Source organism: Mycoplasma sp. P36-A1, from assembly GCF_049478495.1.
Classification (GTDB): domain Bacteria; phylum Bacillota_I; class Bacilli_A; order JAJDGJ01; family JAJDGJ01; genus P36-A1.
In genome coordinates this window covers 1,167,463-1,192,720 of the sequence record NZ_CP168083.1, presented here as the reverse complement: position 1 = coordinate 1,192,720, position 25,258 = coordinate 1,167,463, and the positions used below count along the sequence as shown (strand labels likewise).

Below are 25,258 nucleotides of genomic sequence, written 5' to 3'. Positions count from 1 at the left end.
TTTATTACGTTAAAATTATTTAGATAAGGGGTTAGGTCGTTTATGTCAAAAGAGTATTCATTCAAGGGATTCATTCATAAAAAATTATACAATCAGATATTTGAATCGATAGAAGAATACATTCCAGATCATAGGTCTGAATTCCAATTTTATTCCAACTCAATTGATGTAGAGTACTTAAATGGTGACGACTTGTCTCTTGAAGATACTACTATTGAACAAGTCTATGTTAATGGAGATACTCAAACAAATCAGATAGAATTTGATGTAATTACCTCTGCTAAAATCTCTTTTAGTGAATATAGCAATCGATATGGAGATAGTGAAGACACTTCTACTGTTTTGTTTCACATTATTTGTAATGCAGTACTTAATGTGAAAAAGCGTTTGTTTGCACTTGAGTATGTAGAAATTTATAATAAAGCCACTAAAAATAGATTTAAGAGAAGCTATCGGATGCACTTGTGCCAATTATATCTAAGGATGATTTGGATTTTGAAGCAGAGTTGTTTTTGAGAAAGTATTGTCCTATGGTACTAGAATTCCCTCATGCAGTAAAACCATTTGAGATTGCTAAAAAATGGGACTTACAGTTATTTACAAGGAAATTATCGACGACTGTAGTATTTTTGATCAAATATTCTTTCAAGTTACGGAAGTAGACGGTAAAGAAGTAAAAGCAGGAACAATGTTTGTTGATTCGAGAGTTGCTGAGATTAGAAATATTGAGGCGTTAAATAATACTGTTATTCACGAATGCGTACATTGACATAAACACCGACTTGCTTTTGAATTGGTAAGATTGTATGAACCAGAACTATCTAATATTGTCGCAACTGTTGAAGAGTTTGATGGAATTAAATCGAGTCATCTAATGGCAATTGACTGGATGGAATGGCATGCTCGAGCACTAGCACCTAAAATATTGCTTCCTAACAAAATGTTCAAGCAACATGTAGATTTTATCCAACGTGAATATAACCTTAGAAATAATGGCAAGCAAAAGTCTTATGAAGAACTAATTGACCAACTATCGACATCTTTTGAGGTGTCAAAACTTGCTGCTAAAATTCGTTTGGTGGAGTGTGGATTTGAACAAGCTATCGTGGCTTATAACTGGATAGATGGCCACTATGTTCAAGCACACACTTGGAAAACAGAAACGCTGAATCCAAAACAAACATTCACAACCGATACGTTAAATGCTGCTCTCCAGTCTGTAATTGATCCAGAATTGCGTGAAAAGCTAAATTCTGGTAAATATATTTATATTGATTCCCATTTTGTTTTGAATACACCTAAATATGTTGAAATAGAGATATTTGGTGATATAGTTTTGACAGAGTATGCGCTACGAAATATGCATGAATGTGCTTTGGTCTTTGATGTAGCCCTTAAAAATAAAAATATTTCGTAAACGTTTAAATTATCCTGTGTACTAAATCGTGACCAAGAATCTCCTTATGAATTAGAATTGAAATTACATAAGGGATATGAAAACTCGACACCAGATAAACAATCAGCCTATATAGAAAAAATAATGCTTGAAGAAGCTGAAAATGCTTAATAGCCTTCCCAAAAGATTACTGCAAATGCTTAGAAATGGTTCGTGAGTGGCGAGGAATGAGCTATAAATCAATTGCTGAAAAAGTACTTATGAGTAATAAGCAGGTGAGAAGAATTTTCAAAGGTGAATCGGATGGTTCAACACAAGCATTGGTGTCAATCTGTTTTGTGCTTTATCTTCCACCAGAAATTAGCAATCACATTATCTCAAATTCTGCATATCCATTTAAACCGGGAAATAAGGATCATTAATGGTATCAATTTGCACTAAAATCTCAGTGTGGTAAAAAAAGGATGAAGTTCGAAAGTTTCTATTTGACAAAAATGTAAATTTATAAAAATAATTTTTCATAAATTGGACATGATAATGTCCTCCATAATTATCCTTATTCTAGGATTAAGCCTTTTTTTGTGCATTGAAATGGACAAGAACATGTCTGTTTTGCTACTTGGAATCTACTTTATAATTTAGTTAGTCAGAAATAGTTCTGATGAAAACAATGTCTAATAAGGTGGCCACCAAAAAGGACGGATTGAAACGAATATGAAAAAAGAGCTGTAGTTAGCTACAACTCTCATGATTTCATTGTTTCTCCGTGATTTTGGCGAGCCTATTTTTTATGCCCATTTTTCGGTAAGCAATTATCAATTTCTAACTTCTTTCGATTCGTCCAATGGACCACAATCGAAGGGAGTCAGGGAAAATGACTAGATTTTTTAAGACAAGCAAGAAGAAATGTACTAACTATATTTATTTTCATGCAGATGGTACTAAAACTGCAATTGAGCCAAATGGTGACATGGAAGTATTTATTGAACTATTACATGGTGAAGATGATGAAGCAGTAAATAAGAACAGTCACCACGAATATTATGTTAATCAATCATTACACCAAACCGTCAATAATGATAATGGTAAGGATATTTCACTTGGTGATATTGTTATGGCTGATGCACTAAATCCATTAGAAGAATTACTGACGTGGGAATCCACCAAAGAGCAGGAACAGTTAATTTCAAAACTTCATATGGCGATGACAGAATTAACTCCACTTCAACAAGAAACTTTAAAACTATTTTTTCTTTGATGGCATGACAAAGGTTGCGATTGCTACGATCATGGCTCTAGATAGAGCAATACGAAATGGGAATGTGAATTCTGCATCTGTTTATGATGAGAGAGGGTTGTTTGTACTTTAGAATACCTCACTATTGTAATTCTAAAAAAAAGGTGTATAATAGACTTGTGAACAGAAGTCTGAACAAAAATCTAAAGGAGGAATATAATGGGATATAGAGTACAGTTTACAGTGAGTGATTCTGAAAAGCTAATGCTTGAGAAAGAAGCCAAAATGAATGGTTTCCCCAATATTTCAGAGCTATGCAAACATCGTTCTTTACAGGGTAAGAGTACTTATGCCGAGCTTTACAAAGAAATGGTAATAAAAATCAATGAGCTGAGGAGTGGAGAAAGATTTAAGCTTCGAGAATTGATTGATACCCCTCCTGCTCTATTAGGAAGGTGGCTCTTTGATAATGTTGAAAACGGTACAATAAGTGGTGTAAAGCATTTAGGAAACAATGGAAGTGATGCAGAAGAATATGAAAAAATTTAGTGCAATACAACACAGGAGAAATAATAAACAATGAGTGAAAATAAAGAAACGAAAAGGACAGTTAATTACCTTAATGGTTCTGAGCCAAATTACATATTACCAGAAGAGTATCAACCATATCGTTTTGCTCTAGGTAAATTAGGAAAGAATCCATTTGTTGCTATTTCCATGAACCCTTCAGCTGAAGCGAATATTCTCGCTTCTTTAAAAGTCTAACTTTTGGGGTGCATTACATAGTTGTGGGATTTCTTTGTTTGCTGATTATAATAATATTTTAATAACTATTGTGTCTATCAACCAAATGGTTAATAATATTCTTAGCGTGAACTTGGAGGTGCTGAATGACTGTGGCAGAAATGATTAAAGAACTATGTGAACAAATGAATATAAGTGTTTCTGAACATGCTAGGCGTATTGGGCAGACTCCACAGAATTTCAATAAGAAATTACAACGAGAAACGGTAACCTTGGATGAGCTGAAAGCCATCGCTGATGTGCTGGGGGTCAGGTTTGAGCAGGCATTTATTTTTACTGAAGGAAATGTAATAAAGATAGGTAATGAGTAAAGGAGGTATATTTTGGATCTAAATAGTATGAGAGCTCTTTCGTATGATGAGCTACGTTCTTTATACAGAAAATTCTTACATAACCAGAGGATTTCAAAAGCAACAATTAATACTGCTTATGTGGACACCTTTTACCTTTGGAGAAAAGAGAGTAAAGAGCTATTTTGGGATGTTTTAGCAACTACTAATTTTGAGAAAGAGGCAAGAAATGCATTATTAAAAGCTCTTTCTGAGAACTCGTCAGGTAATGTTAATTCACTGGTTAGCGGCTATATGTCTCATCTTAGAAGATTCCGCTTGTTTCTATCGTCTAATGAAGCTATTGAACCTATTGAATATAAACAACAAATCACTGCAAAGCCAAAACCTGCGAGCCGTGAGATAATAATTAATAAAATGTATGTTGGGACCTATTTGTCTGAGGGTGAAAATATAGGACATGAAATCATTAACCTTTATAAGGCAGATGATGGAAAAAATTATGTTTATCTCAATTCACAAGGATCGATAGATTTGTCTCATAAAGAATATGAAATCACTGTTTTGTTGGTTAGGAAATTTGCTCAAAAAACTTATAAAGTACTAGCGAAAGCAGAGGGTATTACGATTCTTGATTTTGCTGACAGCAAATTTCCACGAAAAGAGAGGTATAAAGGACAAGTTACATTAGGATTGACCTATGGTGGAGTAAGTCTAGTTGATTTATTTGAAGAAAATTTATATCGTGGTAGTCTTGAAGGAAACAAAAATGTTTATACTACCTTTGTTGCAGACAGTGTTGTCAAACCCAAAAGTCCTGTTTACATTACAGATGATGAATCTGTAAGTGATGATAACGTATTTTTTGTTCGCACAAATAAAGGGTTTGGCAAGCAAACATTAAGGGAGTTCTACAACGAAAATAAAAAGCCAGAGTCCTTCACTGATTTGAATCAAATAATAGAAAACAAAGAACTTTGGGAAGAAGCGAATACGACACAAGCAATATCTGAATTACCAGAACCTCAAAAAGATCCCAATTTCAATTTCCTAAAAATAATTAGGCAAGAAGATAATGAACTCGCATTTTCAAATATGTTTACTTACTTTTTTGATATAAATAGAGATGCTTTTTCCAGGTTTGCACAGGAAGTTTTATCTGTAGATGTACAAACTGATTTTACCATTGAGAGAGAAAAGAAAAATATTGACCTACTAATTTCTGATAAAAATAATGCTGTTGTAATAGAGAATAAAATCAAATCTAGCATTAATGGCATTAATGAAAGTCATGATATCTACAGCAATCAAGTACAGTCTCAGCTAAATAAATACTATCAATTTGTTACAACTGATGATGAGTACTGCAAGAAAACTGTGAGTTGTTTTATTTTTTCACCAAATTACAACCGCATTGATTTGAGTAAGTTTTCATGCGGCGAAAAATACACTGTGGTTTATTACAGAGAAATCTATAATTTCTTCGTTGAAAATAGAAACCTGTATGATGAGATGCCTTATTTTGAAGATTTTATTAATGCATTGCATAAGCATACAAAGGACTATGATAATGAGCTAGAGGAAGAAATGCAAAGAAGATTCCAAAGTACTATTTACAAAGCGAAAAAGAGAGAAAATGTGGGGTTAAAATAATGAGTTTAGATCAAAACAGTATCATTGAAATACTGGATGATTATTTGGTATGGGAAGAGAAAAAAGCAGAAAAGAAATATGACCAACTTTCTAGTAAAGAAAAAGATGAGCTTAAGCTGAAATATGATAATGATGCAAAATACTATAAAAGCCAAATCAATAAAGAAACAGGTTTAAAATATACTGATGAAGAAGCGATATATGCAGATACAATTATTTCTTTCTGGACTCCATATATAAGACTGCTTGAATTAGAGGCAGGATGGAGTACCTTTAAAACAGAAAAAAGTCTTAATGAACTATTATGGCAAATAAGAACAAATAAAGAAACTGCATATTCTCAGAGAATCAAAGACGTTAATTTAAAATTATATGTGTTTGCAAAATTATGCTATACACCAGGAAACTTTATGCTTCTTCCTAATCGCCAAATGAATAATGAAAGATATAAAATTACAAACGATCGAATAGATATGACTCTGTATGAATGTTTTGGAAAAGGGAAATTATCTGAATTTTTTGAGAATGAGGAAGAATTAGTAGATTGGATAGTGAGTCAGAATCTTAGTTTGGTTTTTAGTGGCAGAGATATATGTAGAGAGAAGATTGAATGGTTTGTTAGAGAGGATAAATCCAAATTAATTTCACAAATGAATGCTGATGAAATTTTTGAATACATAGATAACTCAATTAGTTTTATAGAAAGTAGAAACACGTTGCTAGCTAATTTCTGATATGTTCCCGCATATGAAAGGCCTAAGTGGATATATTCCCCAAAAGAGAAATTTCCCTTAAAATATTCAAGTGACTAATTTTTGACAGCTATGAATTCATCTCAAAACATGTTGAGTGTGTAGTGTTGTTAACAAAGAAAAATAACTAAAAGGATATTTTAGTGCAGTTTCTATAAAAATGATAAAAAGGCAAGACTGGTTAGAAAATCAGTCTTGCCATTTTTTTGTTGCTTGAAAACATATTCTTTTGTGAAAAACACAGTCATTTCAACATTTGGAAGTGTGTGAGAACACATCTACTGTTTGAATTGGGTGTTTGTGAGAGCAATTTTAGCGTTTTTTTTGCTTTCTCTAATGCACTCAAAATACAAATGGTGAATTTGTTTATTTTCAAAATCTTGTTGTCCACCTGGTTCTATCAAAGCTCAGCTAGTTTTTTTGTCTGTTTGTATACTTAATCCATCAAGCAGATATTTCAAATACTTGTGGGCACTCTCCTTGTCACAATGCTCTTTTTTCCAAAACACCCATTCCAAAATTAAGAGCAAGGTGTTGCTGTAATGATCTGAAACAATTTCGCTTGGAATTTGATAATGTGGTGTTAAAGAACATTTTTGAAATGTTTCTCTGACTTTTGCATTCATATAAATCTTGAAACTATTAAACATATATCCCGATTCCGTGTTGTTACTTAAAATCTTTTTAATAATTTCATTACTACTTTCAACCACATCATATATACGGTCAAAATATATGTAGAGACTTTCTCTAGGATCCATTTTTTCATATTCTTCAAGATGAATCTGTTGATCCAAAATATGCCAACAATAATTCAGTAAATCGAATTTGTCATCAAAATAATTATAAAAGGTGGCTCTTGGATAGCTTGTCATATCGCATATCTCATTTACTGTTATGTCCTCAAAGCCTTTTTTTGATAGCAAAGTAAACATTGCGCAAGATAGTGCATCTAGTGTTCGCATAGCTCCTTTTGTTGGCTTCTTTGATAAATCATATTTCATAATACTACTCCTTTTTTTGCAGATTCAAAGTTCTGTCCAAATTTAGACAAATCCGCAGTTTTATCACTTGACTCTTCTTGATATTCACTTTATCTTAAGGATAAGCATTTTGTAAGTGTCAAAATCCTTACATATGTAAATTCTACAAAACAAGGATATAAGAATAGAAGATATATTATGAAAGTTGCTATTACAACCAGAACAACATCTTGTCTTGGAAAAGAATTTGTTAAAACAATAATAGGCAAGATGCCAGAAATTAATGAGATATGGCTGATTGCCTGCTGAAAAGAAATGCTAGAGAAAATCGCTGAGGATAGTCAAAGTATTAGTTTTAAGTTACTACCCTTTGATTTATCGGATGATGAAATTCTGAACAACTTTAAAGAAATATTGGTTCATGAAAAGTCAAACATTAAATTACTAATTATCAATGCAGGCATTGTTAGAAGTGGAGAATTCAAAAAGGTAGATCTTAAAAGGCAGAAAATGGTGTTTTCATTAAATTCTAAAGTGCCAATAATTTTGACTTATATGGCACTCATTATATGAAATCAGAAAGTATGATTATCAACTGTGCTCTGTTGCTAGCTTTGTTCCTTACTCAATATAATTGTTTATAGCTCAACAAAGGCGTACACATTCAATTTTAAAAAAGGTCTTTTTGAAGAGTTAAAAAAAGAGGGAATCAATGGTCTAGCACTTTGTCCTGGGAATATGCAGATAGAGATGTTTTCTTCTCCTACAAGCCCTTCAGAACATAAGAGCTTCGTAAACATGTTACCTTTTCTTAACGTTGAAAAAGTGGCAAGGAAAACTTTACGCCTATCACAAAGAAAAAGAGGGGTTTATACACCACTTTTATTTTATAAGAGTTATAGGTTGTTTGCAAAAAACCATTCCTCACGAAATTTTGATGAAGTTTTCTAAAGTATAATACCCAATCGTTGGGTAAAAGAAAGGAGTAGATTAATATGATTTTTTATTTTTCGGCAACAGAAAACTGTAAATATGTGGCTGAAAAAATAGTCATTGCAACAAATGATAATATTTTTTCTATCACAGAGTGTGTCAATAATGATAAATTAGAGTTTGATCTAAAAAATGATGAGTTGCTAGGTTTTGTAACGCCTACTTATTTTTGGGGACTGCCGTTGATTGTACGTGAATTTATCAAGAAGTTGAAGCTGAACACATCCGATTCGGGCTCACACTATTGCTATAGTATAGCTACTTATGATACGACTACTGGACAAGTTGGACGTATGTTGAATGATCATCTGAAAGAAAGAGGGTTTGCACTTGATGGATATTTTAGCGTTAAAACACCAGATACGTGGACTCCAATGTATGATTTATCAGATAAAGATGCAGTAAAACGCACTCTTGAAATATCAAGGGTACAGACTGAAAAGGTTGCTACAAAAGTTGCTCAAAATCTTTGTGGAGATTTTCAGGATAGTAAAATGCCATCACTTGCGGTGAAATTATTTTATCCAACGTATGAACGACAAAGAAAAACTGAAAAATTCACTGTACTTGAAAACTGTATCGGATGCGGACTTTGTGCTAAGAAATGCCCTTCAAAAGCAATTCATATGCAAGAAAATAGACCAATATGGGTAAAAGACAAATGCAATCTTTGCCTTGGATGTCTTCATCGTTGCCCTAAATTTTCTATTCAATATGGAAAGAAGACCCAAAAGCATGGGCAATATGTCAACCCAAACACGAAGATTTAAAATGATCAAAATAAAGATATCACTACGGCACTCTGCGCTTGATGATAGCAGAATATAAATGGTTAAATAAGAATACTCAAAAGTGTGAATGTAACTTTCTGCAGTTATGCATACGAGTATTCTTTTTTGTTATAATCATTTTGAGGTGATTATAATGACAGATATAGTATTTCAAAGTATAGAATCAGTAGAAGATTTAGCTTTATTCTCTAAAGTTTATAAGAAAGGCATGATTAAATTAAACATTAAAACTGATAAATTAAACAATCCATCTTTTAATTTTACATTGATTGTTATATAATTTTGTTAAAGAAAATAGCAGTTTTGCACTCAAAAAAAATATTCAATTAAAATTTAGAAAAAGGAATGAAGAAATATGAAAAAGAAAATAATAAGTTTATGTATTATATTTACATTTATTTTTATCATATTTGGTATGAAATCAAATGTAAATGCTAGAACTATTCAGCCTAGAAAAGAGCTTAAATTTGACTGTCCTACAAAATATAAATTAGTGACTAATTGGAAAGATGGGTATGTTTATGTCAAATAGAAAATTTGTAGCAATTTGTTTATTTATATTTTTTATATGTGTTTTGAGTGGTTGTGCAAAAAACAATAATCTTGTAATAGAAACTGGAAATGTTCCATCTTCTATTGCTATATTTGGTGGTCATCCAGTTCTTAATTGGAACATGGATAACATCTTTATTCGGACTGGTCCTGCTGGAAATATCAAAGCTGAAAAGGAAAAATCAACTGAGAAGATTGATGGAGCTATTGCTACGATCATGTCTCTAGATAGAGCAATACGAAATGGGAATGTGAATTCTGCATCTGTTTATGATGAGAGAGGGTTGTTTGTACTTTAGAATAACTTACTATTGTAATTCTAAAAAAAAGGTGTATAATAGACTTGTGAACAGAAATGTGAACAAAAACCTAAAGGAGGAATATAATGGGATATAGAGTGCAGTTTACAGTAAGTGATTCAGAAAAGCTAATGCTTGAGAAAGAAGTCAAAGCGAATGGTTTCCCCAATATTTCAGAGCTTTGCAAACATCGTTCTTTACAGGGGAAGAGTACTTATGCCGAGCTTTACAAAGAAATGGTAATTAAAATAAATAAACTGAAGAGTGGAGAAAGATTTAAGCTTCGAGAATTGATTGATACCCCTCCTGCTTTATTAGGAAGATGGCTCTTTGATAATGTTGATAACGGAACAATAAGTGGCGTAAGGCATTTAGGAAACAATGGAAGTGATGCAGAAGAATACGAAAAAATTTAGTGCAATACAACACAGGAGAAATAATAAACAATGGGTGAAAATAAAGTAACTCAAAGGACAGTTAATTACCCTAATGGTTCTGAACCAAATTTCATATTACCAGAAGAGTATCAACCATATCGTTTTGCTCTAGGTAAATTAGGAAAGAATCCATTAGTTGCCATTTGCATGAACCCTTCAGCTACAAGCGAATATTCTCGCTTCTTTAAAAGTCTAACTTTTGGGGTGCATTACAAAAAGAGAAAATAAAGTATTATATAAAATTGTATTTGTTAATATAAAAGTAACAACCTGTTATAGAATTTACAAATAATACATTTATAATGAATATGTATTATTCTTTATGATAGTAATAGAATATTCTTTAAATTAGTAAAAATTATAAACATAGAAAGAGGAATGAATATGATAATAAGTGATTTGATTAAAATAATAGAAAATGATGAAATGCCAGCAGATACAATTAATTCTAAAAAAATATTTGATGTAGAAGAAGGAAGTCATTTTAAGTATGATAATAGATTATGGATAATTGAGGCAGGTGGGTTAGCTAAAGCAAGTCAAAAGTTTCATATAATTAATTTTCTTAAAACAAAACATGAAGAAAATTATACTGGTTTGTATTTGAAAAATCCAGCATTAATAGTTTATTTAAGAGAAGTTATTAATAAAGAAGATATGAGTGAAATAACAAATAAAATTTTAGATGTTTATTCAAAAAGAAGTAAGAATAATAAGAAGTATAAAATTAATGATTCAGAAGTAATTAGTCTTGCTAAAAAAGGTTGGAAAGGATTATAGAAAACTTTCAATAATATAAAAAGTATTAGTGATATGCTAATACTTTTTTGTTGCATAAAATATTATAATTAACTAGATGATATTTTATTAGATTTTGACATGTCTGATTAAGAAGTAGAACTTTATCAAATTATATTTAAGGATATTCTTAGCAATCATTCTGTATTGAAAGAACTTAATGATTTGTCTAATAATGAATTTGCTATTGATACTATTTACAGTTTTAATAATATTGAAAACTACTATTAGAAAACATATGAAAAGTATGTACGATCTAAATTATATTTACAAAATAAAGAATTTTCTTTTACATATAAGTATCTTTAACTTAATAATGAATATAACATTTCTATATTATAATTTACTAATATGCTATTATAATAGAAAATATATATAGGAGATAAACAATGGAAAAAGATATTAATAAAAGTATTAAAATATACAAAGATTATCTAAAAGAAGGTTATATTCAAGATGCATATAAAGCATTAACTAAATATATTGCTTTATTAAAAGCTGATTTTTGTACAAAATATAAAACAGGAAATATTTCTTTTGGTTACTTAGATTATACTTATTTTGCTTTTTATAATGACTATTTAAGAAATAAAGGACTTAGATTTGGAATTGTTTTAAATCATAAAGAAATGCAAATTGAATTGTGGTTAATGGCAAGAAATGAAGTGCTACATCAAGAATATTGGAATATTCTTAAAGATACAAAATGGAATAAAAATGTAACAAATATTCCTAAATATTCAGTTTTAGAAGTAGTTTTAGAAAATAATATAAATTTTAATAACAAAGAGCTAATGACAAAAAATATAATTGATAGCGCAGTTGATCTTACACAAGAAATAGAAGAGTATATAAAAAATAATGTATAAATCATGCTAAAATAATGCTAAAATAGTATATAGTAGTAAAAAATTACGATTAGAAAAAAACAATCAGAATGCCCTTATACTTAACATAACTTCCTATTTGAGTTGCTAGAATAGTAGCTTAATAAAAGTTATAATTATTACATAAAATATATAAGGAGATTATACTAATGAGACTTGGAAATAATTTAATAAAAGCAAGAAAGAAAAGTGCATTATCACAAGAAGAAGTTGCAGAAAAATTAGGAGTTAGTAGACAAACTATCTCAAAATGGGAATTAGAAGAAACAATACCAGATATTAGACAAGCAAAAAAATTAGCTAGTATATATCATATATCTTTAGATGAATTAATAGATATTGATCTAGATGTTCAAGAGATACAAAAAGTAATTACTGAAACAAATGATAAAGTAACAAATAAAATAGATTGGAATAAAGCATGGTCTAAAAAATATCCAATTCTTTCAGAATACAAGCAACAAGTGAACAGTGAATATTATGCTAAGCAATTAAAAATACTACTTAATGATCTAAAAAAACAGTATAACTACAGTGATTTAGATGCATTATTAGTACTTAAAGATATCCTAGTAACAGTATGGAAAACAAAATAGAAATAGGAGTTAATTAATGAAAGAAGTAATGAAACAAGCAGCAATATTTGTTTTAAAGTTTTTACCAGTTATGATAGTTGCAGGTGCATTTGTAGGAATATATTCATTTGATACCTTTGATAAAGAAGTACAAAATCAAATAATTGATCAAATAGGTAGTTATAAATTACTAATAGTAGTAGCATCAGTACAAACAGTGATATTTAGTTCAGTTTGTGGCTTTATAGGTTATATTTTATCAGTTAAAGTAAACTTAATGAGAAAACTTAAGTTTAAAAAAGAAGCTTTAACTAAAACACTTATTATAACTTTAATATGTGGAATACTATTCAGCTTAGACTACTGGATCTTTGGAGCTTTTATACCTAAGGTCGCAACATTATATGAAACAAATACAACAATTGCAAGTTTAATAGGTTCTGCATTATATGGTGGAATAATAGAAGAAATCCTAATGAGATTATTTTTAATGTCTTTATTTGTTTATATTATTTGGAAAGTAATATATAGAAATAAAACAAAAGAAGAAATACCTATGAGTGTATACATAATAGCTAACATCATAACAGCATTATTATTTGCAGCTGGTCATCTTCCAGCTACAATTAATATCTTTGGTCAGTTAACACCATTACTAATCATAAGATGTTTTGTATTAAACGGTGGATTTGGACTAGTCTTTGGATGGCTCTACACAAAATATGGTATTCAGTATGCCATGGTATCACATATGGGTCTTCATATTATCTCAAAATTAATTTGGACAATCTTTATTTAAAATATAAACTTAAAAGACATCTTATTTCTAACTAAATTAAAGCATTTAGAAATATAGAAGTCTTTTTATATATATAATGCTATAACAAATTTTATAAAATTAATTAAACAATTATTACATTTAATAGGAATTATATATAATAATTCTTTAATAGTCTTTATAGAAGATCATCAAAAATGTCAAATAGATATTAAATAATTAAAAAAGAACTCAATAAAAAAAGAAAGTAAAATAAACAATGAGAATAATCTAATATGGATGAAATTTACTAAATAAGTATATCAGGTTAGCTAGCGATGAATATTAATTTTTCAATATACAACACAAAAGACCTAATTCTAGATTATTTAAAAATTATAGAGCAATGAACACCATCTATTTTGTTGTTTCTACTCTCAGGTATCTTAGATGGTCTTAGAAAAGATATTGAAAGAGGCTTTGATAACTATTTAATAGCTATTAGTGTTCAAATTTTAGAGTTATATTAACTTAGATTTCAATAAGTACTATTTTGTTCTAAATCTGTAATGCACAATTATTATCAATAAAATGATTTATCATTTATATATATGTTATTGTAATAGCACTAACATTAAAAGATTGAAGGTAAAAATATGATTAAATATAGAAAGATAAAGAAAGAAGAAATAGAACAAGTTGCTACATTATTTAGTAATGCATTTTATGAAGATGTTTTGTTTAACACTTTTTTGAATAAACATAAAAACAATAAGAATGCATTTTATGACTTATTTTTAATTCAAACAAAAGTTTTTTATAAAAAACAAACTTGTTTAGTAGGTATTTATAATAATGAAGTAATTGCTGCATCTTTTTTAAGACAAGGAGATAAGACAAACTTAAAACTTATTGATTATCTAAAGGCAGGAGGTTTTTCCTATATTAAAAAGTATGGTATCAAAACCGTCTTTAATCTTTTATCAGTCTCAAAAAAGATAGAAAAATCATTTGAACCAGAAAATCCTTTATTTTGGTTTTTAGAGTTATATGCAGTTTCTTCAAAAATGCAACAAGAGGGAATAGGTAGTAAAATGATGGAAAGAGCTATTATACCTTATATTATAAAACACAATGGTAATATTTTAAATCTTACTACTAACACACCAAAAAATAGATACTTTTATGAAAAAAATGGCTTTAAAGAAATCGCTAATACAACAATTAAAAAGAATAGAAATGTAATTAATAACTGGTGCTATGAAATAAAAATATCTAAAAAAAATGCTACAATAATTTCTAGATTAGCAGATTATATATTACCTATTAAATAAAATAAATAAACCGCAAACTATATAACTAAGGTTTGCGGTTTGTCTATTTTATTTAATTTTATATACTATTGTTTTATATTTACTATTATCAGAACCAGCATTCTTTTCATCATAAACACTTAAGGTTATAATTTTATCATTCATATTAGGAATTAAAAATGTTGCAAAATCAAGTATTTTTTGCTTTCTATTAGTATTTAGTTCAACTAAATATAATGGATTTTTTTCCTCTATATCATTAACTGTTACTAATAACATGTTATTAGTACCAACTTGAGTAATATAATCATAACGAGAACAGTGTTGATATTCTAAATCACATATTAGTGAATTACTGTTATAAAATATTATATAATTTAAATCTACATTTACTTCAACAGTATTATAAGAAGATTGATTATTTTTAATTTCTACTTTACTTAGAGGATTACCATTAATATTATCAAAAACACTCTCTAAAGAAAATTCACTAATTATATGATGTGTCAACTCAGCTTCTTTATCAACAATTACTTCACTAATAAAAAATATTTTATCATCCTTTATATACAAATTCATATAATCATTATCATTAAAATCTACTTCATCTAATAATTGATTATTTTTATTATATTTTCTAAACCAGGCAGTATCTGCAGTGAATTCTATAGTATATAGATCACCATTTGTATAATCTAAAGCATAATCACTAGACATAGAATAAAATTTACTAACACGTACTGTTTTACTTTCAGATACTCTCCATAATCCAGAGTTATTATCAGAATCATGATTATTTATTATATTAAAATAAGCAGTATTGTAATAGAAAATATAATTTATAGAAAAAGCATTTACATTTTCAAAAAGATGAATAAACTTACAAGAATTCTTATCATTTGCTATATAAATACTATAATTAGTACCATATTGTCCCTCTTTATCAGTACTATAAAATCTAACGCCTGTATTAGAAGATCCTAGATAACTATTATTATTACAAATTTTGTCTTGTTTTGCATATTCAAAATTTTTATTGACTACTTGATATTTCTTTGAAATTTTAGCTTTTTCTGGCTTATTTTCAATAAAGTCATAATCTTTTAAACTAGCTAAATCAAACTCTTTAACATCTACATAAGTTGTTTTAGGACTGCTTGCACAACTAGTAGTCACTAATAATACAATAATTAAAACTAAACTTTTAATCATGCTAAGATATTTTTAGTGCTACTAGGTTGTAATTCTATTAACTTTTTAGCAATAGTGGTAGAGACACTTACTTCACCGTTAGAATTTGTTTTTGTTTCTTCTAGTGTTTGCTGTACATTTTCTTCTATAACACCACTTAATGCTTTAACATCATTTTGCCCATATGCTAATACACATATTAATAACAGTATTAGGTATTTAATTGTTTTCATAATATATCCCTTTCAAATTTTATTGAACTGGCCAGCTCTTAGACATATTATATCTAAAAATGTACACTATGTGTTATATCTTCAGAATATCTTCAGTGTATAAATTGTGTATTAAATATATTTATAGTGCTATGCATATGTATATATTAAAATATTTTGCGATGTACACAAATAGTTAACATACACCTATAATTAGTAATATGATATAATAAATTAGTAATATGTGCGTATAATTGATCAGCACAGGAATTTTTTCCTGTGCTGTTTTTTTTGCTCATATGCAACAGAAAGGAAGATTTGATTTGAAATTTAAACAACGATTACCACATTCATTAAAAGAAACAGTATTATTTATGGCTATTATTTCTATTCTATCGGTTAATACCATTGCTCCTATAATAACAGGATTAGAAATAGGCTTTAGTTTTGATAATTATAAAGCTGTATTACATCAAATACCTTTATTATGGATATTTGTCATAATAATGGTTATTTTAACACAGAAACCAACTCAGTTTTTAGTAAGTAAAATATTAAAGGATCATGATAATAGTTTTGAAGCTACAATGATAATAACAGCATTATGTAATGTTTTTTTAATGTCACTAGTACTAAGTGTAGTAGGTACTTGGATTGGTACTAGTAGTATTAGTATAGACCCAATAGTTCATTTCTTTGAAAAGTGGCCAAGAAATTTCACTATTGCATTTATTATAGAGGCTTTTTTTGCTCAACCAATAGCTCGAAGTGTAATGGCAAGATATCATGCAGCAAATGAACTAGCATAAAAATCATTTAATAATATTTCTTTTTTAAAATATTAAGTTATTACTTAATATTATCTAGTATCTTTGTGTTATATTAAATAGGTAATTATGAAAAAAAGGAGTGTAAAAATGAATAGACCATATATATTTTGTCATATGTTGACTTCATTAGATGGAAAGATAATGGGCAATTATATGAATACTAAAGAAGCTGAAAGTGCAAGTAATGATTTTTATAACATTGCATTTGGAAAAAATGCCTATTATAAACACCAAGGATGGTTATCAGGTCGTATTACAACTGATGATAATTTTACTTTTTATGAAAAACCTCTTTTAGATTTAAATGCAAAAGAAGTTGTAAAAGGGGATTTTATAGCAACAACAGCTGCATCTATGTATTATGTTTCAATAGACATACATGGAAAATTAGGTTGGAAAAGCAATATTTTAACATATAATGATACTAAAGCTCATATAATAGAATTATTATGTGAAACAACTAGTAATGAATATAAAGACTTTCTTAGAAAATTAAATATTTCATATATTATTGCTGGAGAAGATACTTTAGATATTGAACAGGCAATGATTAAACTAAAAGATTTATTTAAGATTGAAACTTTAATGCTAGGTGGTGGTGGTGTTTTGAACTATACTTTTATGGATGCTGGTATGTGTGATGAACTAAGTATAGTAATGTGTGCTGCTGCAGATGGTAATTCAACAACTCCACCACTATTTCTAGATAAAAGTAATAATGATAATCAAGCCTTTACATTTAGCTTAAAAGAAGTAAAAATGCTAAATAATAGTAATATTTGGCTAAGATATCTAGTAAATAAGTAATAAAAGTGATTATAGTGTTTACTAATCTTGAACTATATCATTAAGAGGTCTATAATTTAATAAGATAAGTAATGATGTAAAGTGTTAGGAGAATAATAATGGAAAAAACAAATGTGATGAGAATGTTAGAACAAAAAAAGATACAATACAAAAGCTATAGTTATGCTGATACTGATGCAATAAGTGGTATGGAAGTAGCTATGACTTTGCATCAAGATCCGGAACAAGTTTTTAAGACTCTAGTAGCAAAAGCATCTTCTAAAAAGAATTATGTTTTTCTAATACCAGTAAATAAAGAACTAAATCTTAAAAAGGCTGCCAAAGCAGTTAAAGAAAAGAAAATAGAAATGCTTAAAGCTAAAGAACTATTACCATTAACTGGTTATATTCATGGAGGTTGTTCGATAATAGGAATGAAAAAGTTTTTTAATACAACAATAGATGAAAGTGCAATTTTACAAGATACAATTATCTTTAGTGGAGGTAAAATAGGCTATCAAGTAGAAGTATCTTTAAATGATTTAGAAAAAATTATTACATTTGAATGTGCTGATTTAACAGATTAATTATATATAAAACAGTAGGGTTATTAATAACCTTACTGTTTTGTTTATATATGCTAGAATAAATTATCTTATTGTTGACATATGCCATTAATGGAGTATAATTTATATTTGTGGCATATGTCATTAATTAAAATAATTAAAGATAGAAGGTGCAAGTTTTGGCAAGGCCAATAAAAGGAAGAAAAGTTTGTACATTACCTAAGTGTAATACATATGGTCCTTTAGATACTTTAGATGAGTCAAATAAAAAAATTACGATGACAATTGATGAGTATGAAAGTATAAGGTTAATTGATTTAGAAAATATGAGTCAAGAAGAGTGTTCAAAAAAGATGAATATTGCTAGAAGTACTGTGCAAGGTATTTATAATGAAGCTAGAAAAAAATTAGCTCAATCGTTGGTAAATGGTAATACCTTACTAATCAATGGTGGTAAATATCATTTGTGCAATGGATTAGATAATAGTTGTGAATCAATATGTAATAGTAAAGAGAAAAAACCATGTTGTCAAAATAGAGAAAATATTAAATAATTAGAATAGAGGAGTTATATTATGAGTGAAAAATGTGATCAAAGCTGTAGTAGTTGTGCAGAAAATTGTTCAGACAGAAAAGAAGAACAAAATGAATTTGTAGAAAAATTACATGAATTAAGCAATGTAAAAAAAGTAATTGGAATTGTAAGTGGTAAAGGTGGAGTTGGTAAATCATTAGTAACATCAATGCTTGCTGTTACTATGAATCGTAAAGGTTATCATACAGCAATCTTAGATGCTGATATAACTGGTCCATCAATACCTAAAACATTTGGAATTAGTACAAAAGCAAAAGCTAATAAACTAGGGTGGCTTCCAGTAAGTACTAAAACTGGAATTGAAATAATGTCAGTTAATTTATTATTAGAAAACGATACTGATCCAGTTGTTTGGAGAGGACCAGTAATCGCTAATACTGTAAAACAATTTTGGTCTGAAGTTATTTGGGATGATATTGATTATATGTTTATCGATATGCCTCCTGGTACAGGAGATGTACCATTAACTGTTTTTCAATCAATTGCAATTGATGGAATTATAATTGTAACATCACCACAAGAATTAGTATCAATGATAGTTGCTAAAGCAGTAAAAATGGCCGAAATGATGAATGTGCCAATAATTGGACTTGTAGAAAACATGTCATACTTTAAATGTCCAGATAACGATAAAGAATACCAAATATTTGGAGAAAGTCATATAGATGAGATAGCTAATAAACATAATCTAAAAGTACTTGCTAAACTACCAATAAACCCAGAAATTGCCAAAGCATGCGATAATGGAATGCTAGAAGATTTAGACTTTTTACTATTTGATTCAGTAGCAAAAACTTTAATTGATTTAAAAAAATAAATAAAGAAAAAAATAAGAAAAATAGATAAATAAATATAAACAAAGCCGTAAAACTATTAATTAGTTTTACGGCTTTGTTGTATTTAATTTAATTAATATTTAGTTACATAATAATCATTTCTACTATGGTATAAAATGTCTAAAACACTTTAAAATTATGTAGTTTCTAAAATATTTTTAGGTGTTAATAAAGTTAAAAGAAAGACAAAAATAACAGCGAATAAAATTCCAAATAAGTTATTTTCTATTCTAAATAAGATTGATGAATCAATTCCATATAGACTGCTTGCTAATAATAATGCTCCAAAACAATTAAAAACACTATGCCAAAAATAGGTTACTGAAAAGCCAATACACAAACCAGCAATTGGGCCAATCAATGAATAGTAATCAGCAGGTATAACACTCGAAATAAGACCAAATGTAAGGCTGCCAACAACTACTCCACTAAAGCGATGAAAAGCTCTAGTTTTTAAATTGTTTTGATAAGGTAGCAATATTGACATACATGCATAACCAATCCACACAGCTCTTTCAAATTGTAGTAAATGTCCAATGAATAAGGCTAGACTGACACCAGTAGCCAATCTTAATTGCCAAAGTGATTTAAAATCAAACTTTAAAAATTGCTTTAAAAGTTCAGAGGTATGTTTGTTTTTATCTTTTTTATAATGTTTTTTGTATAAGATTAAACCGCATGTAATAAAAGAAAATAGTAAGGCATAAAATCTCATTGATAACAATGAAGTAGCTACAGGTGTCTCTACGATGAAAATATAACTAAAAACATAAATACCTGCATTACCCATTATTGGTTTTGCAGTAACTAAGATTATAATCAAAAGTAAAAATAAGAAATTACTTATTAGGCTAAAATACAAATTATTTGTTAAAGAAACTAAGTTAGCTACAAAAGTAAGAATAAAATACAATGCTAGAATAGCAATGCTTTCCTTTATATTAATATTGTATGATATAAAGCGAATACCTAACAATATACAAAAACTACCGACTGCAATACTACTATTTTCAATACCAAAAACTACTGTATAAAAACTTATGTAGACTATAGCAAATAAAATAAGCAAGAAATTTCTTAATGTAATAGCAATAAGACAACGCTTTTTTTCTTTACTAGAATCTGAGTCTTTAATCATTTCTTTTAATGTCTTTGGACTTAGTTGTAATAATTGATACATTATAATCATTCCTTTATAATATTTAACTCAAATTAAATATAAATACATATCTAAATTTTAGCGACAATAAACATTTTAGCATGAAAAAGAACAATTTTCAACATATAGTAAATGTATAATGTATAATTATATTAAGATTAAAATGAGGTGTGAGTATGATAATTAGAAAGTATTTAGATTTAGATTTTGAAGAAGTGAATAGCTTGTTTTATGAGTGCATTAATACAATAAATGCCAAAGATTATAATAATAATCAAGTATTGTTATGGTCACAAGCTTTAAAAAACAATAAAGATAGCAAAAGTGTACTATTAAGAAACAATACAGTTGTAGCAGTAAAAAATGATACTATTGTTGGCTTTGGCAGTTTAGACAAGAATTATTTACAATATCTCTTTGTACATAAATGCTATCAAAAACAAGCTATAGCAACAGCGATATGTGATGTGTTAGAAGCTAGCATAAAAAATAATGTTATAGAAACTCAAGCATCTATTACTGCCTATAATTTCTTTTTAAAAAGACAATATGTATTAATTAAAAAGCAAACCGTTTTTATAGATAATACTTCATATATTAACTATTTAATGCAAAAATAACGATAAAAAACCGAGTCTGTATACAATACAAACCCGGTTTTATTATGAATTTTTAGCAATTACAAAATAATTGTCTTCTGGATCAGGAAAATTAAAAGTTAATAGACCATTATTATCAAATACATCACCAACATTGCACAAACTATCATGTAGCTCATAAAAATTATTAACAAATAACATAATAGATGGAGTGCCTATTGTTAGTTCAGGTGAATGCATTTTAATAAATTCTTTTGGAAATAAACCTAATTCTACTTGTTCATTAATACTAATTACACTACCTGAATAGTTAGCTGATAAAAATATTTCTTCGATTTCTTTTGCATCAAAATTATCAATCCAAAATTTCTTGATGTTAGCAACATCATCAACATATAACATAACTCTTGTTTTATTAATCATATTTAATCCACCTTTCTTTGAAAATTAAATATAACATTAATTATTATTTACTTCAAAAATAATGAACTAAAACTTAAAAAAGAGTATTTTTTTTGTTTTCTAAATATAAATCATAAAGTGTAATATAAGACATTGCATCAATAACAGGAATGATACGATTAATTATTGTTTTATCATGTCTACCTTCAATTATTAAAGATTCTATTGTCTTAGTTTCAAGATTAAAAGTCTTCTGTTCACCCATAATTGATGCAATAGGTTTTATAATAGTGCTAAAGACAATGTCTTCACCATTAGTAATTCCACCATTAATACCACCATTATGATTCATTAATGTTGTAACTTTATGAGTGTTAGCAAAAATAATTTCATCCTTTAATTCACTACCTAAATAATGAGAATTACCTTCAATACTACCAAAACGGACTCCTTTAACACTTGGAATTGAATATAGTAAACTTGATAAAACACTTTCTACTGAATAAAAGAAAGGTTCACCAATCCAACTTGGTGGATTAATAATAATAGTTTCTATTAATCCACCAAGAGTATCACATTTTAATCCTTTAGCTTCATTTAACATAACATCATAAGCTTCTTTAGAAAAGGTTGGGAAATTGACATCTTTAATAGAGTTAGTTAATTTAGCATGTAATTTTAAATTAATATCTAAAGCTAACATAGCTAAAGAAGATGTGTTTAACTCTTCTAATTTATCAAGGGTAGATAATCTTTTATCGACCACTTCTTTTCGATAATCATAATAAGAAATATCATGATGAATCCCTAATCTTTTAATATGAGAAACAATTTTCATCTCAGAAAATAATTCTTGCATTATTTGTTTTATAATACTACCTAAAAAGACAATAGGTGTTGTCATACGTCCAGAAAAATGACCACCACCTCTAAAATCATTTGCTTCTTGATACTTTTTTGCAGCAACAATATCAGCATGTCCAGGTCTTGGTTGTTTTAAAAATGGGAAATAATCATCCTCAATCATATCTTTATTATGGAACAAAACAGTCATAGGCTGTCCTGTAGTTTTTTTCTTAAAAAATCCTGAAACAATATCATACTCTACATTTTCTTGCCTTTTTGTATTAAAAGCAGCATTACCTTGTCTTAAAATCAAATCATTATCAATAATATTAAAATCAATTTCAAAGTTAGCTGGTAAATTATTTATTGTAATTCCAATAGCTTTACCATGCGATTCACCAAATAAAGTAAAATTAATATTGTGACCATAATTACTGTTCATCAATAATACCTCCTAAATTTTTAAACTGTTCCACAAATGATGGAAACGATTTATTTATACTTAATATTTCATTAAGATATATATCTTTATTAGCTATACTACTAGCAATTAATAAGCTCATACAAACTCGATGATCTTTAAATGTATTATAAAAGCCACCATTAAAAATACCTTTTTTAATGAGTAAATTATCATTGATAATTGAATAATCAATCTTAGCAGTTTCTAACATATCAATAATTGCTTTTAAACGATCAGATTCTTTATACTTTAATCTTTCAGTATTTAACAAAGTACCTGAGTATTGAGAATAATATAATGCCATGATATTAGCACAATCAGGTCTATGCATTAAATCAAAGGTAACTTCTTTTTTAAAAAGAGCATTAATTAAATAAGCATCTGCTTGTAAAGAATCATTAACATTATTTTTTATATCAATTTTATTATTTGTAAAAGAATTAGCAACTTCAAAAAAAGTACGTGCTGAATAATCTTGTTCAATATCAAAAGATGCTTTTAATACTTTAGCACTATTATTATTAATTGTATATTGTGTATAATCTTCATTTACTTTTACTTTAATATTAAATTTATTTAAAACATCAATACTCATTAAAATATATGGTAATGATTGTGGCTTTTCTTGTAAATAAAGCGTACTTTCAAAAGGCTGAATAGACATTAATAATAAAAGACCACTGATAAATTGAGAACTTACATTACTGTTAATAAAATAACTATCTGAACTAATTCTATCACTAATATTCATAGGTAGATAATGATTTGCAACAGTACTAATAGTAAACTTTACTTTATTATCTTCCATAATATTAAGATACTCATCTAATGGTCTTAAAGGAAGTCTATTACTACCAGTAATATTAACTTGTTTAGCATAATAATTTAAAATAGGTAATAACAATCTTAAAGAAGTACCAGATTCTTGCATATTTGCATTTAAATTATCTAATTTTTTAATATTACTATTATCTATAAATAACTTATTGTTACTATAAACAATTTTACTATTAAAACTTGTCAAAATATTAATTGTAACTTGAACATCATCACTTATTTCATAAACATTATTTAAAGTGATATTAACACCATGTAAAAAACTAACTATTAAATATCGATGTAAATAACTTTTACTTGGTGGAATTATAACTTCTCCAACTAAATTATTATTACTAATTTTGTAACATATAGGAATAGTTTTAACTTTTTGTTGTATACTTTCATATAGTTCTTGATACATTAAGATTAATTGATCAATAGGTAATAAAGTAATTTCAAATTCACCAAGATTATTTAATAACACTTCTTTAATACCTTTATCATTATTTTTCTTGTCATACAATATTTTAGAAAAGTCGACATTTGCTAAAGGTTTTAAACATTCAAACTTTTCTAGAATATTCTTTATATATTGATAATAAGTATTATTTAAACCATTGTTGTTCAAAGCACTACTTAATAACATACCAATTGCAACACATTCACCATGAAAGTATTTATGATTACTCATTTCAATAGCATGTGCAAAAGTATGTCCAAAATTTAGAGCATGCCTAATATTTTTATCATAAGGATCTAATAATACAAAGTATTTTTTCACAGATAGGGACTTATATATTAAATTAATTATTAGTTGTTTATTACTAATAAGCTCTTGAATATTAGAAACTAAGCTTAAATCATCTAAGATACTTAAATCTTTAATAAAACCATGTTTTAATAGTTCCACAAAACCTTCTTTAAAAAGTCTAGTCGATAAAGTAGTTAAAAAACTAATATCTATAATAACTTTATTAGGATCATAAAAAGTACCAATTGTATTTTTAACATTATTATAATTAATAGCAACTTTTCCACCTATTGAACTATCAACCATAGATAGTAAAGTAGTAGGAACACTTACAAAATCAAGACCTCTATTATAAGTTGCTGCTGCATATCCTGCAATGTCACAGATTAAACCACCACCAATTACTAATACAGTTTGTGATCTATTAGCTTTGTTAGTAAACAACATTTCATATATTTTATTTAAACTTTTAAAAGTTTTATTATCTTCTAAAGCTTCAATAATAACAATATCAACACTGTTGTTAATTATCAAAGCAAGTTTATCTTGGTATAATTGAAAGACATTTTTATCAATACATAAAAAATATTCCTTATCATGAAAATATGAATCAAGTTCATGACTTAGAATATTATTACCAATAGTTATATTATATTTATTTAATTCAAGTTGTAGAGTATTCATTA

General features: G+C 27.9%; 32 protein-coding genes and 1 pseudogene. 26 read left to right on the top strand and 7 right to left on the bottom strand.

Features of this window, described 5'->3' with window-relative positions:
- The first annotated feature begins 42 nt into the window (after positions 1-42).
- The 8 genes from ACD762_RS05730 (at position 43) to ACD762_RS05695 (ending at position 6,192) form a co-directional block, all read left to right on the top strand.
- Positions 43-540, top strand: coding sequence for a hypothetical protein (locus tag ACD762_RS05730; protein ID WP_423363036.1), 498 nt, complete (start codon positions 43-45; stop codon positions 538-540).
- Positions 541-580: 40 nt separating this feature from the next.
- Positions 581-1,417, top strand: a complete 837-nt coding sequence (locus tag ACD762_RS05725) for an ImmA/IrrE family metallo-endopeptidase (RefSeq protein ID WP_423363035.1) — start codon at positions 581-583, stop codon at positions 1,415-1,417.
- Between the two features lie 853 nt (positions 1,418-2,270).
- Complete coding sequence (locus ACD762_RS05720; RefSeq protein ID WP_423363034.1) at positions 2,271-2,699, top strand: hypothetical protein; 429 nt, start codon at positions 2,271-2,273, stop codon at positions 2,697-2,699.
- Between the two features lie 153 nt (positions 2,700-2,852).
- Positions 2,853-3,182 carry a hypothetical protein gene (locus ACD762_RS05715; protein WP_423363033.1) on the top strand — a complete coding sequence of 110 codons (330 nt, stop codon included), beginning with the start codon at positions 2,853-2,855 and terminating at the stop codon, positions 3,180-3,182.
- A 30-nt stretch (positions 3,183-3,212) separates the two neighbouring features.
- Positions 3,213-3,398 (top strand): hypothetical protein, encoded by a 186-nt coding sequence (locus tag ACD762_RS05710; RefSeq protein ID WP_423363032.1) that lies wholly within the window; start codon positions 3,213-3,215, stop codon positions 3,396-3,398.
- A gap of 125 nt (positions 3,399-3,523) precedes the next feature.
- Positions 3,524-3,748 carry a helix-turn-helix domain-containing protein gene (locus tag ACD762_RS05705; protein ID WP_423363031.1) on the top strand — a complete coding sequence of 75 codons (225 nt, stop codon included), beginning with the start codon at positions 3,524-3,526 and terminating at the stop codon, positions 3,746-3,748.
- A gap of 12 nt (positions 3,749-3,760) precedes the next feature.
- A complete protein-coding gene (locus ACD762_RS05700) occupies positions 3,761-5,380 on the top strand; it encodes a PD-(D/E)XK nuclease family protein (RefSeq protein WP_423363030.1) in 1,620 nt (539 codons plus the stop codon).
- The gene (locus ACD762_RS05695) at positions 5,380-6,192 is read left to right on the top strand and encodes a hypothetical protein (protein WP_423363029.1); all 813 of its coding nucleotides are present in this window, start codon (positions 5,380-5,382) and stop codon (positions 6,190-6,192) included. Before ACD762_RS05700 ends, ACD762_RS05695 begins: the two co-directional genes overlap by 1 nt.
- Before the next feature lie 218 nt (positions 6,193-6,410).
- Here ACD762_RS05695 and ACD762_RS05690 read toward each other — a convergent pair whose 3' ends face one another.
- Positions 6,411-7,136: a TetR/AcrR family transcriptional regulator gene (locus ACD762_RS05690; protein ID WP_423363028.1), complete on the bottom strand. Its 726-nt coding sequence runs from the start codon at positions 7,134-7,136 to the stop codon at positions 6,411-6,413.
- A gap of 177 nt (positions 7,137-7,313) precedes the next feature.
- Between ACD762_RS05690 and ACD762_RS05685 the strand changes: the two genes are divergently transcribed.
- From ACD762_RS05685 to ACD762_RS05630, 12 genes and pseudogenes are all read left to right on the top strand, one after another.
- Positions 7,314-7,727 carry an SDR family NAD(P)-dependent oxidoreductase gene (locus ACD762_RS05685; RefSeq protein ID WP_423363027.1) on the top strand — a complete coding sequence of 138 codons (414 nt, stop codon included), beginning with the start codon at positions 7,314-7,316 and terminating at the stop codon, positions 7,725-7,727.
- A 383-nt stretch (positions 7,728-8,110) separates the two neighbouring features.
- Entirely contained in the window at positions 8,111-8,878 is a 768-nt protein-coding gene (locus tag ACD762_RS05680; protein WP_423363026.1) for an EFR1 family ferrodoxin, read from the top strand.
- 154 nt (positions 8,879-9,032) lie between these two features.
- Complete coding sequence (locus tag ACD762_RS05675; protein ID WP_423363025.1) at positions 9,033-9,179, top strand: hypothetical protein; 147 nt, start codon at positions 9,033-9,035, stop codon at positions 9,177-9,179.
- Positions 9,180-9,254: 75 nt separating this feature from the next.
- Entirely contained in the window at positions 9,255-9,431 is a 177-nt protein-coding gene (locus ACD762_RS05670; RefSeq protein ID WP_423363024.1) for a hypothetical protein, read from the top strand.
- A 115-nt stretch (positions 9,432-9,546) separates the two neighbouring features.
- A pseudogene (locus ACD762_RS05665) lies at positions 9,547-9,750 on the top strand (terminase TerL endonuclease subunit); the annotation flags it as partial.
- 86 nt (positions 9,751-9,836) lie between these two features.
- On the top strand, positions 9,837-10,166 hold the full coding sequence (locus ACD762_RS05660; protein ID WP_423363023.1) for a hypothetical protein: 330 nt from the start codon (positions 9,837-9,839) through the stop codon (positions 10,164-10,166).
- A gap of 30 nt (positions 10,167-10,196) precedes the next feature.
- On the top strand, positions 10,197-10,415 hold the full coding sequence (locus tag ACD762_RS05655) for a hypothetical protein (RefSeq protein WP_423363022.1): 219 nt from the start codon (positions 10,197-10,199) through the stop codon (positions 10,413-10,415).
- A gap of 156 nt (positions 10,416-10,571) precedes the next feature.
- Positions 10,572-10,967, top strand: coding sequence for a hypothetical protein (locus tag ACD762_RS05650; protein ID WP_423363021.1), 396 nt, complete (start codon positions 10,572-10,574; stop codon positions 10,965-10,967).
- A 407-nt stretch (positions 10,968-11,374) separates the two neighbouring features.
- On the top strand, positions 11,375-11,854 hold the full coding sequence (locus tag ACD762_RS05645; RefSeq protein WP_423363020.1) for a DUF7000 family protein: 480 nt from the start codon (positions 11,375-11,377) through the stop codon (positions 11,852-11,854).
- 167 nt (positions 11,855-12,021) lie between these two features.
- The gene (locus ACD762_RS05640; RefSeq protein ID WP_423363019.1) at positions 12,022-12,468 is read left to right on the top strand and encodes a helix-turn-helix transcriptional regulator; all 447 of its coding nucleotides are present in this window, start codon (positions 12,022-12,024) and stop codon (positions 12,466-12,468) included.
- Between the two features lie 16 nt (positions 12,469-12,484).
- Entirely contained in the window at positions 12,485-13,246 is a 762-nt protein-coding gene (locus ACD762_RS05635; RefSeq protein WP_423363018.1) for a CPBP family intramembrane glutamic endopeptidase, read from the top strand.
- A 614-nt stretch (positions 13,247-13,860) separates the two neighbouring features.
- Positions 13,861-14,538, top strand: coding sequence for a GNAT family N-acetyltransferase (locus tag ACD762_RS05630; protein ID WP_423363017.1), 678 nt, complete (start codon positions 13,861-13,863; stop codon positions 14,536-14,538).
- 48 nt (positions 14,539-14,586) lie between these two features.
- Here ACD762_RS05630 and ACD762_RS05625 read toward each other — a convergent pair whose 3' ends face one another.
- Both ACD762_RS05625 and ACD762_RS05620 read right to left on the bottom strand, forming a co-directional pair.
- On the bottom strand, positions 14,587-15,729 hold the full coding sequence (locus tag ACD762_RS05625) for a hypothetical protein (RefSeq protein ID WP_423363016.1): 1,143 nt from the start codon (positions 15,727-15,729) through the stop codon (positions 14,587-14,589).
- Positions 15,714-15,941, bottom strand: coding sequence for a hypothetical protein (locus ACD762_RS05620; RefSeq protein WP_423363015.1), 228 nt, complete (start codon positions 15,939-15,941; stop codon positions 15,714-15,716). Before ACD762_RS05620 ends, ACD762_RS05625 begins: the two co-directional genes overlap by 16 nt.
- A gap of 302 nt (positions 15,942-16,243) precedes the next feature.
- Between ACD762_RS05620 and ACD762_RS05615 the strand changes: the two genes are divergently transcribed.
- From ACD762_RS05615 to ACD762_RS05595, 5 genes are all read left to right on the top strand, one after another.
- Positions 16,244-16,729, top strand: a complete 486-nt coding sequence (locus ACD762_RS05615; protein ID WP_423363014.1) for a hypothetical protein — start codon at positions 16,244-16,246, stop codon at positions 16,727-16,729.
- 108 nt (positions 16,730-16,837) lie between these two features.
- Complete coding sequence (locus tag ACD762_RS05610; RefSeq protein ID WP_423363013.1) at positions 16,838-17,557, top strand: dihydrofolate reductase family protein; 720 nt, start codon at positions 16,838-16,840, stop codon at positions 17,555-17,557.
- 98 nt (positions 17,558-17,655) lie between these two features.
- A complete protein-coding gene (gene ybaK / locus ACD762_RS05605; protein ID WP_423363012.1) occupies positions 17,656-18,123 on the top strand; it encodes a Cys-tRNA(Pro) deacylase in 468 nt (155 codons plus the stop codon).
- Between the two features lie 158 nt (positions 18,124-18,281).
- Positions 18,282-18,656, top strand: coding sequence for a DUF134 domain-containing protein (locus ACD762_RS05600; protein ID WP_423363011.1), 375 nt, complete (start codon positions 18,282-18,284; stop codon positions 18,654-18,656).
- A 21-nt stretch (positions 18,657-18,677) separates the two neighbouring features.
- Positions 18,678-19,514: a P-loop NTPase gene (locus tag ACD762_RS05595; protein WP_423363010.1), complete on the top strand. Its 837-nt coding sequence runs from the start codon at positions 18,678-18,680 to the stop codon at positions 19,512-19,514.
- Between the two features lie 155 nt (positions 19,515-19,669).
- Here the strand turns inward: ACD762_RS05595 and ACD762_RS05590 are convergent, their stop codons facing one another.
- A complete protein-coding gene (locus tag ACD762_RS05590) occupies positions 19,670-20,713 on the bottom strand; it encodes an FUSC family protein (RefSeq protein WP_423363009.1) in 1,044 nt (347 codons plus the stop codon).
- Positions 20,714-20,868: 155 nt separating this feature from the next.
- Here ACD762_RS05590 and ACD762_RS05585 point away from each other — a divergent pair, with 155 nt between their 5' ends.
- Positions 20,869-21,312, top strand: coding sequence for a GNAT family N-acetyltransferase (locus tag ACD762_RS05585; RefSeq protein WP_423363008.1), 444 nt, complete (start codon positions 20,869-20,871; stop codon positions 21,310-21,312).
- 42 nt (positions 21,313-21,354) lie between these two features.
- On the opposite strand, the gene ACD762_RS05580 is transcribed toward ACD762_RS05585, so the two are convergent.
- From ACD762_RS05580 to ACD762_RS05570, 3 genes are all read right to left on the bottom strand, one after another.
- Complete coding sequence (locus ACD762_RS05580; RefSeq protein WP_423363007.1) at positions 21,355-21,714, bottom strand: glyoxalase; 360 nt, start codon at positions 21,712-21,714, stop codon at positions 21,355-21,357.
- A 73-nt stretch (positions 21,715-21,787) separates the two neighbouring features.
- Positions 21,788-22,981 carry a chorismate synthase gene (gene aroC, locus ACD762_RS05575; RefSeq protein ID WP_423363006.1) on the bottom strand — a complete coding sequence of 398 codons (1,194 nt, stop codon included), beginning with the start codon at positions 22,979-22,981 and terminating at the stop codon, positions 21,788-21,790.
- A complete protein-coding gene (locus ACD762_RS05570) occupies positions 22,971-25,256 on the bottom strand; it encodes an iron-containing alcohol dehydrogenase (protein ID WP_423363005.1) in 2,286 nt (761 codons plus the stop codon). Before ACD762_RS05570 ends, aroC begins: the two co-directional genes overlap by 11 nt.
- Between the last annotated feature and the right edge of the window lie 2 nt (positions 25,257-25,258).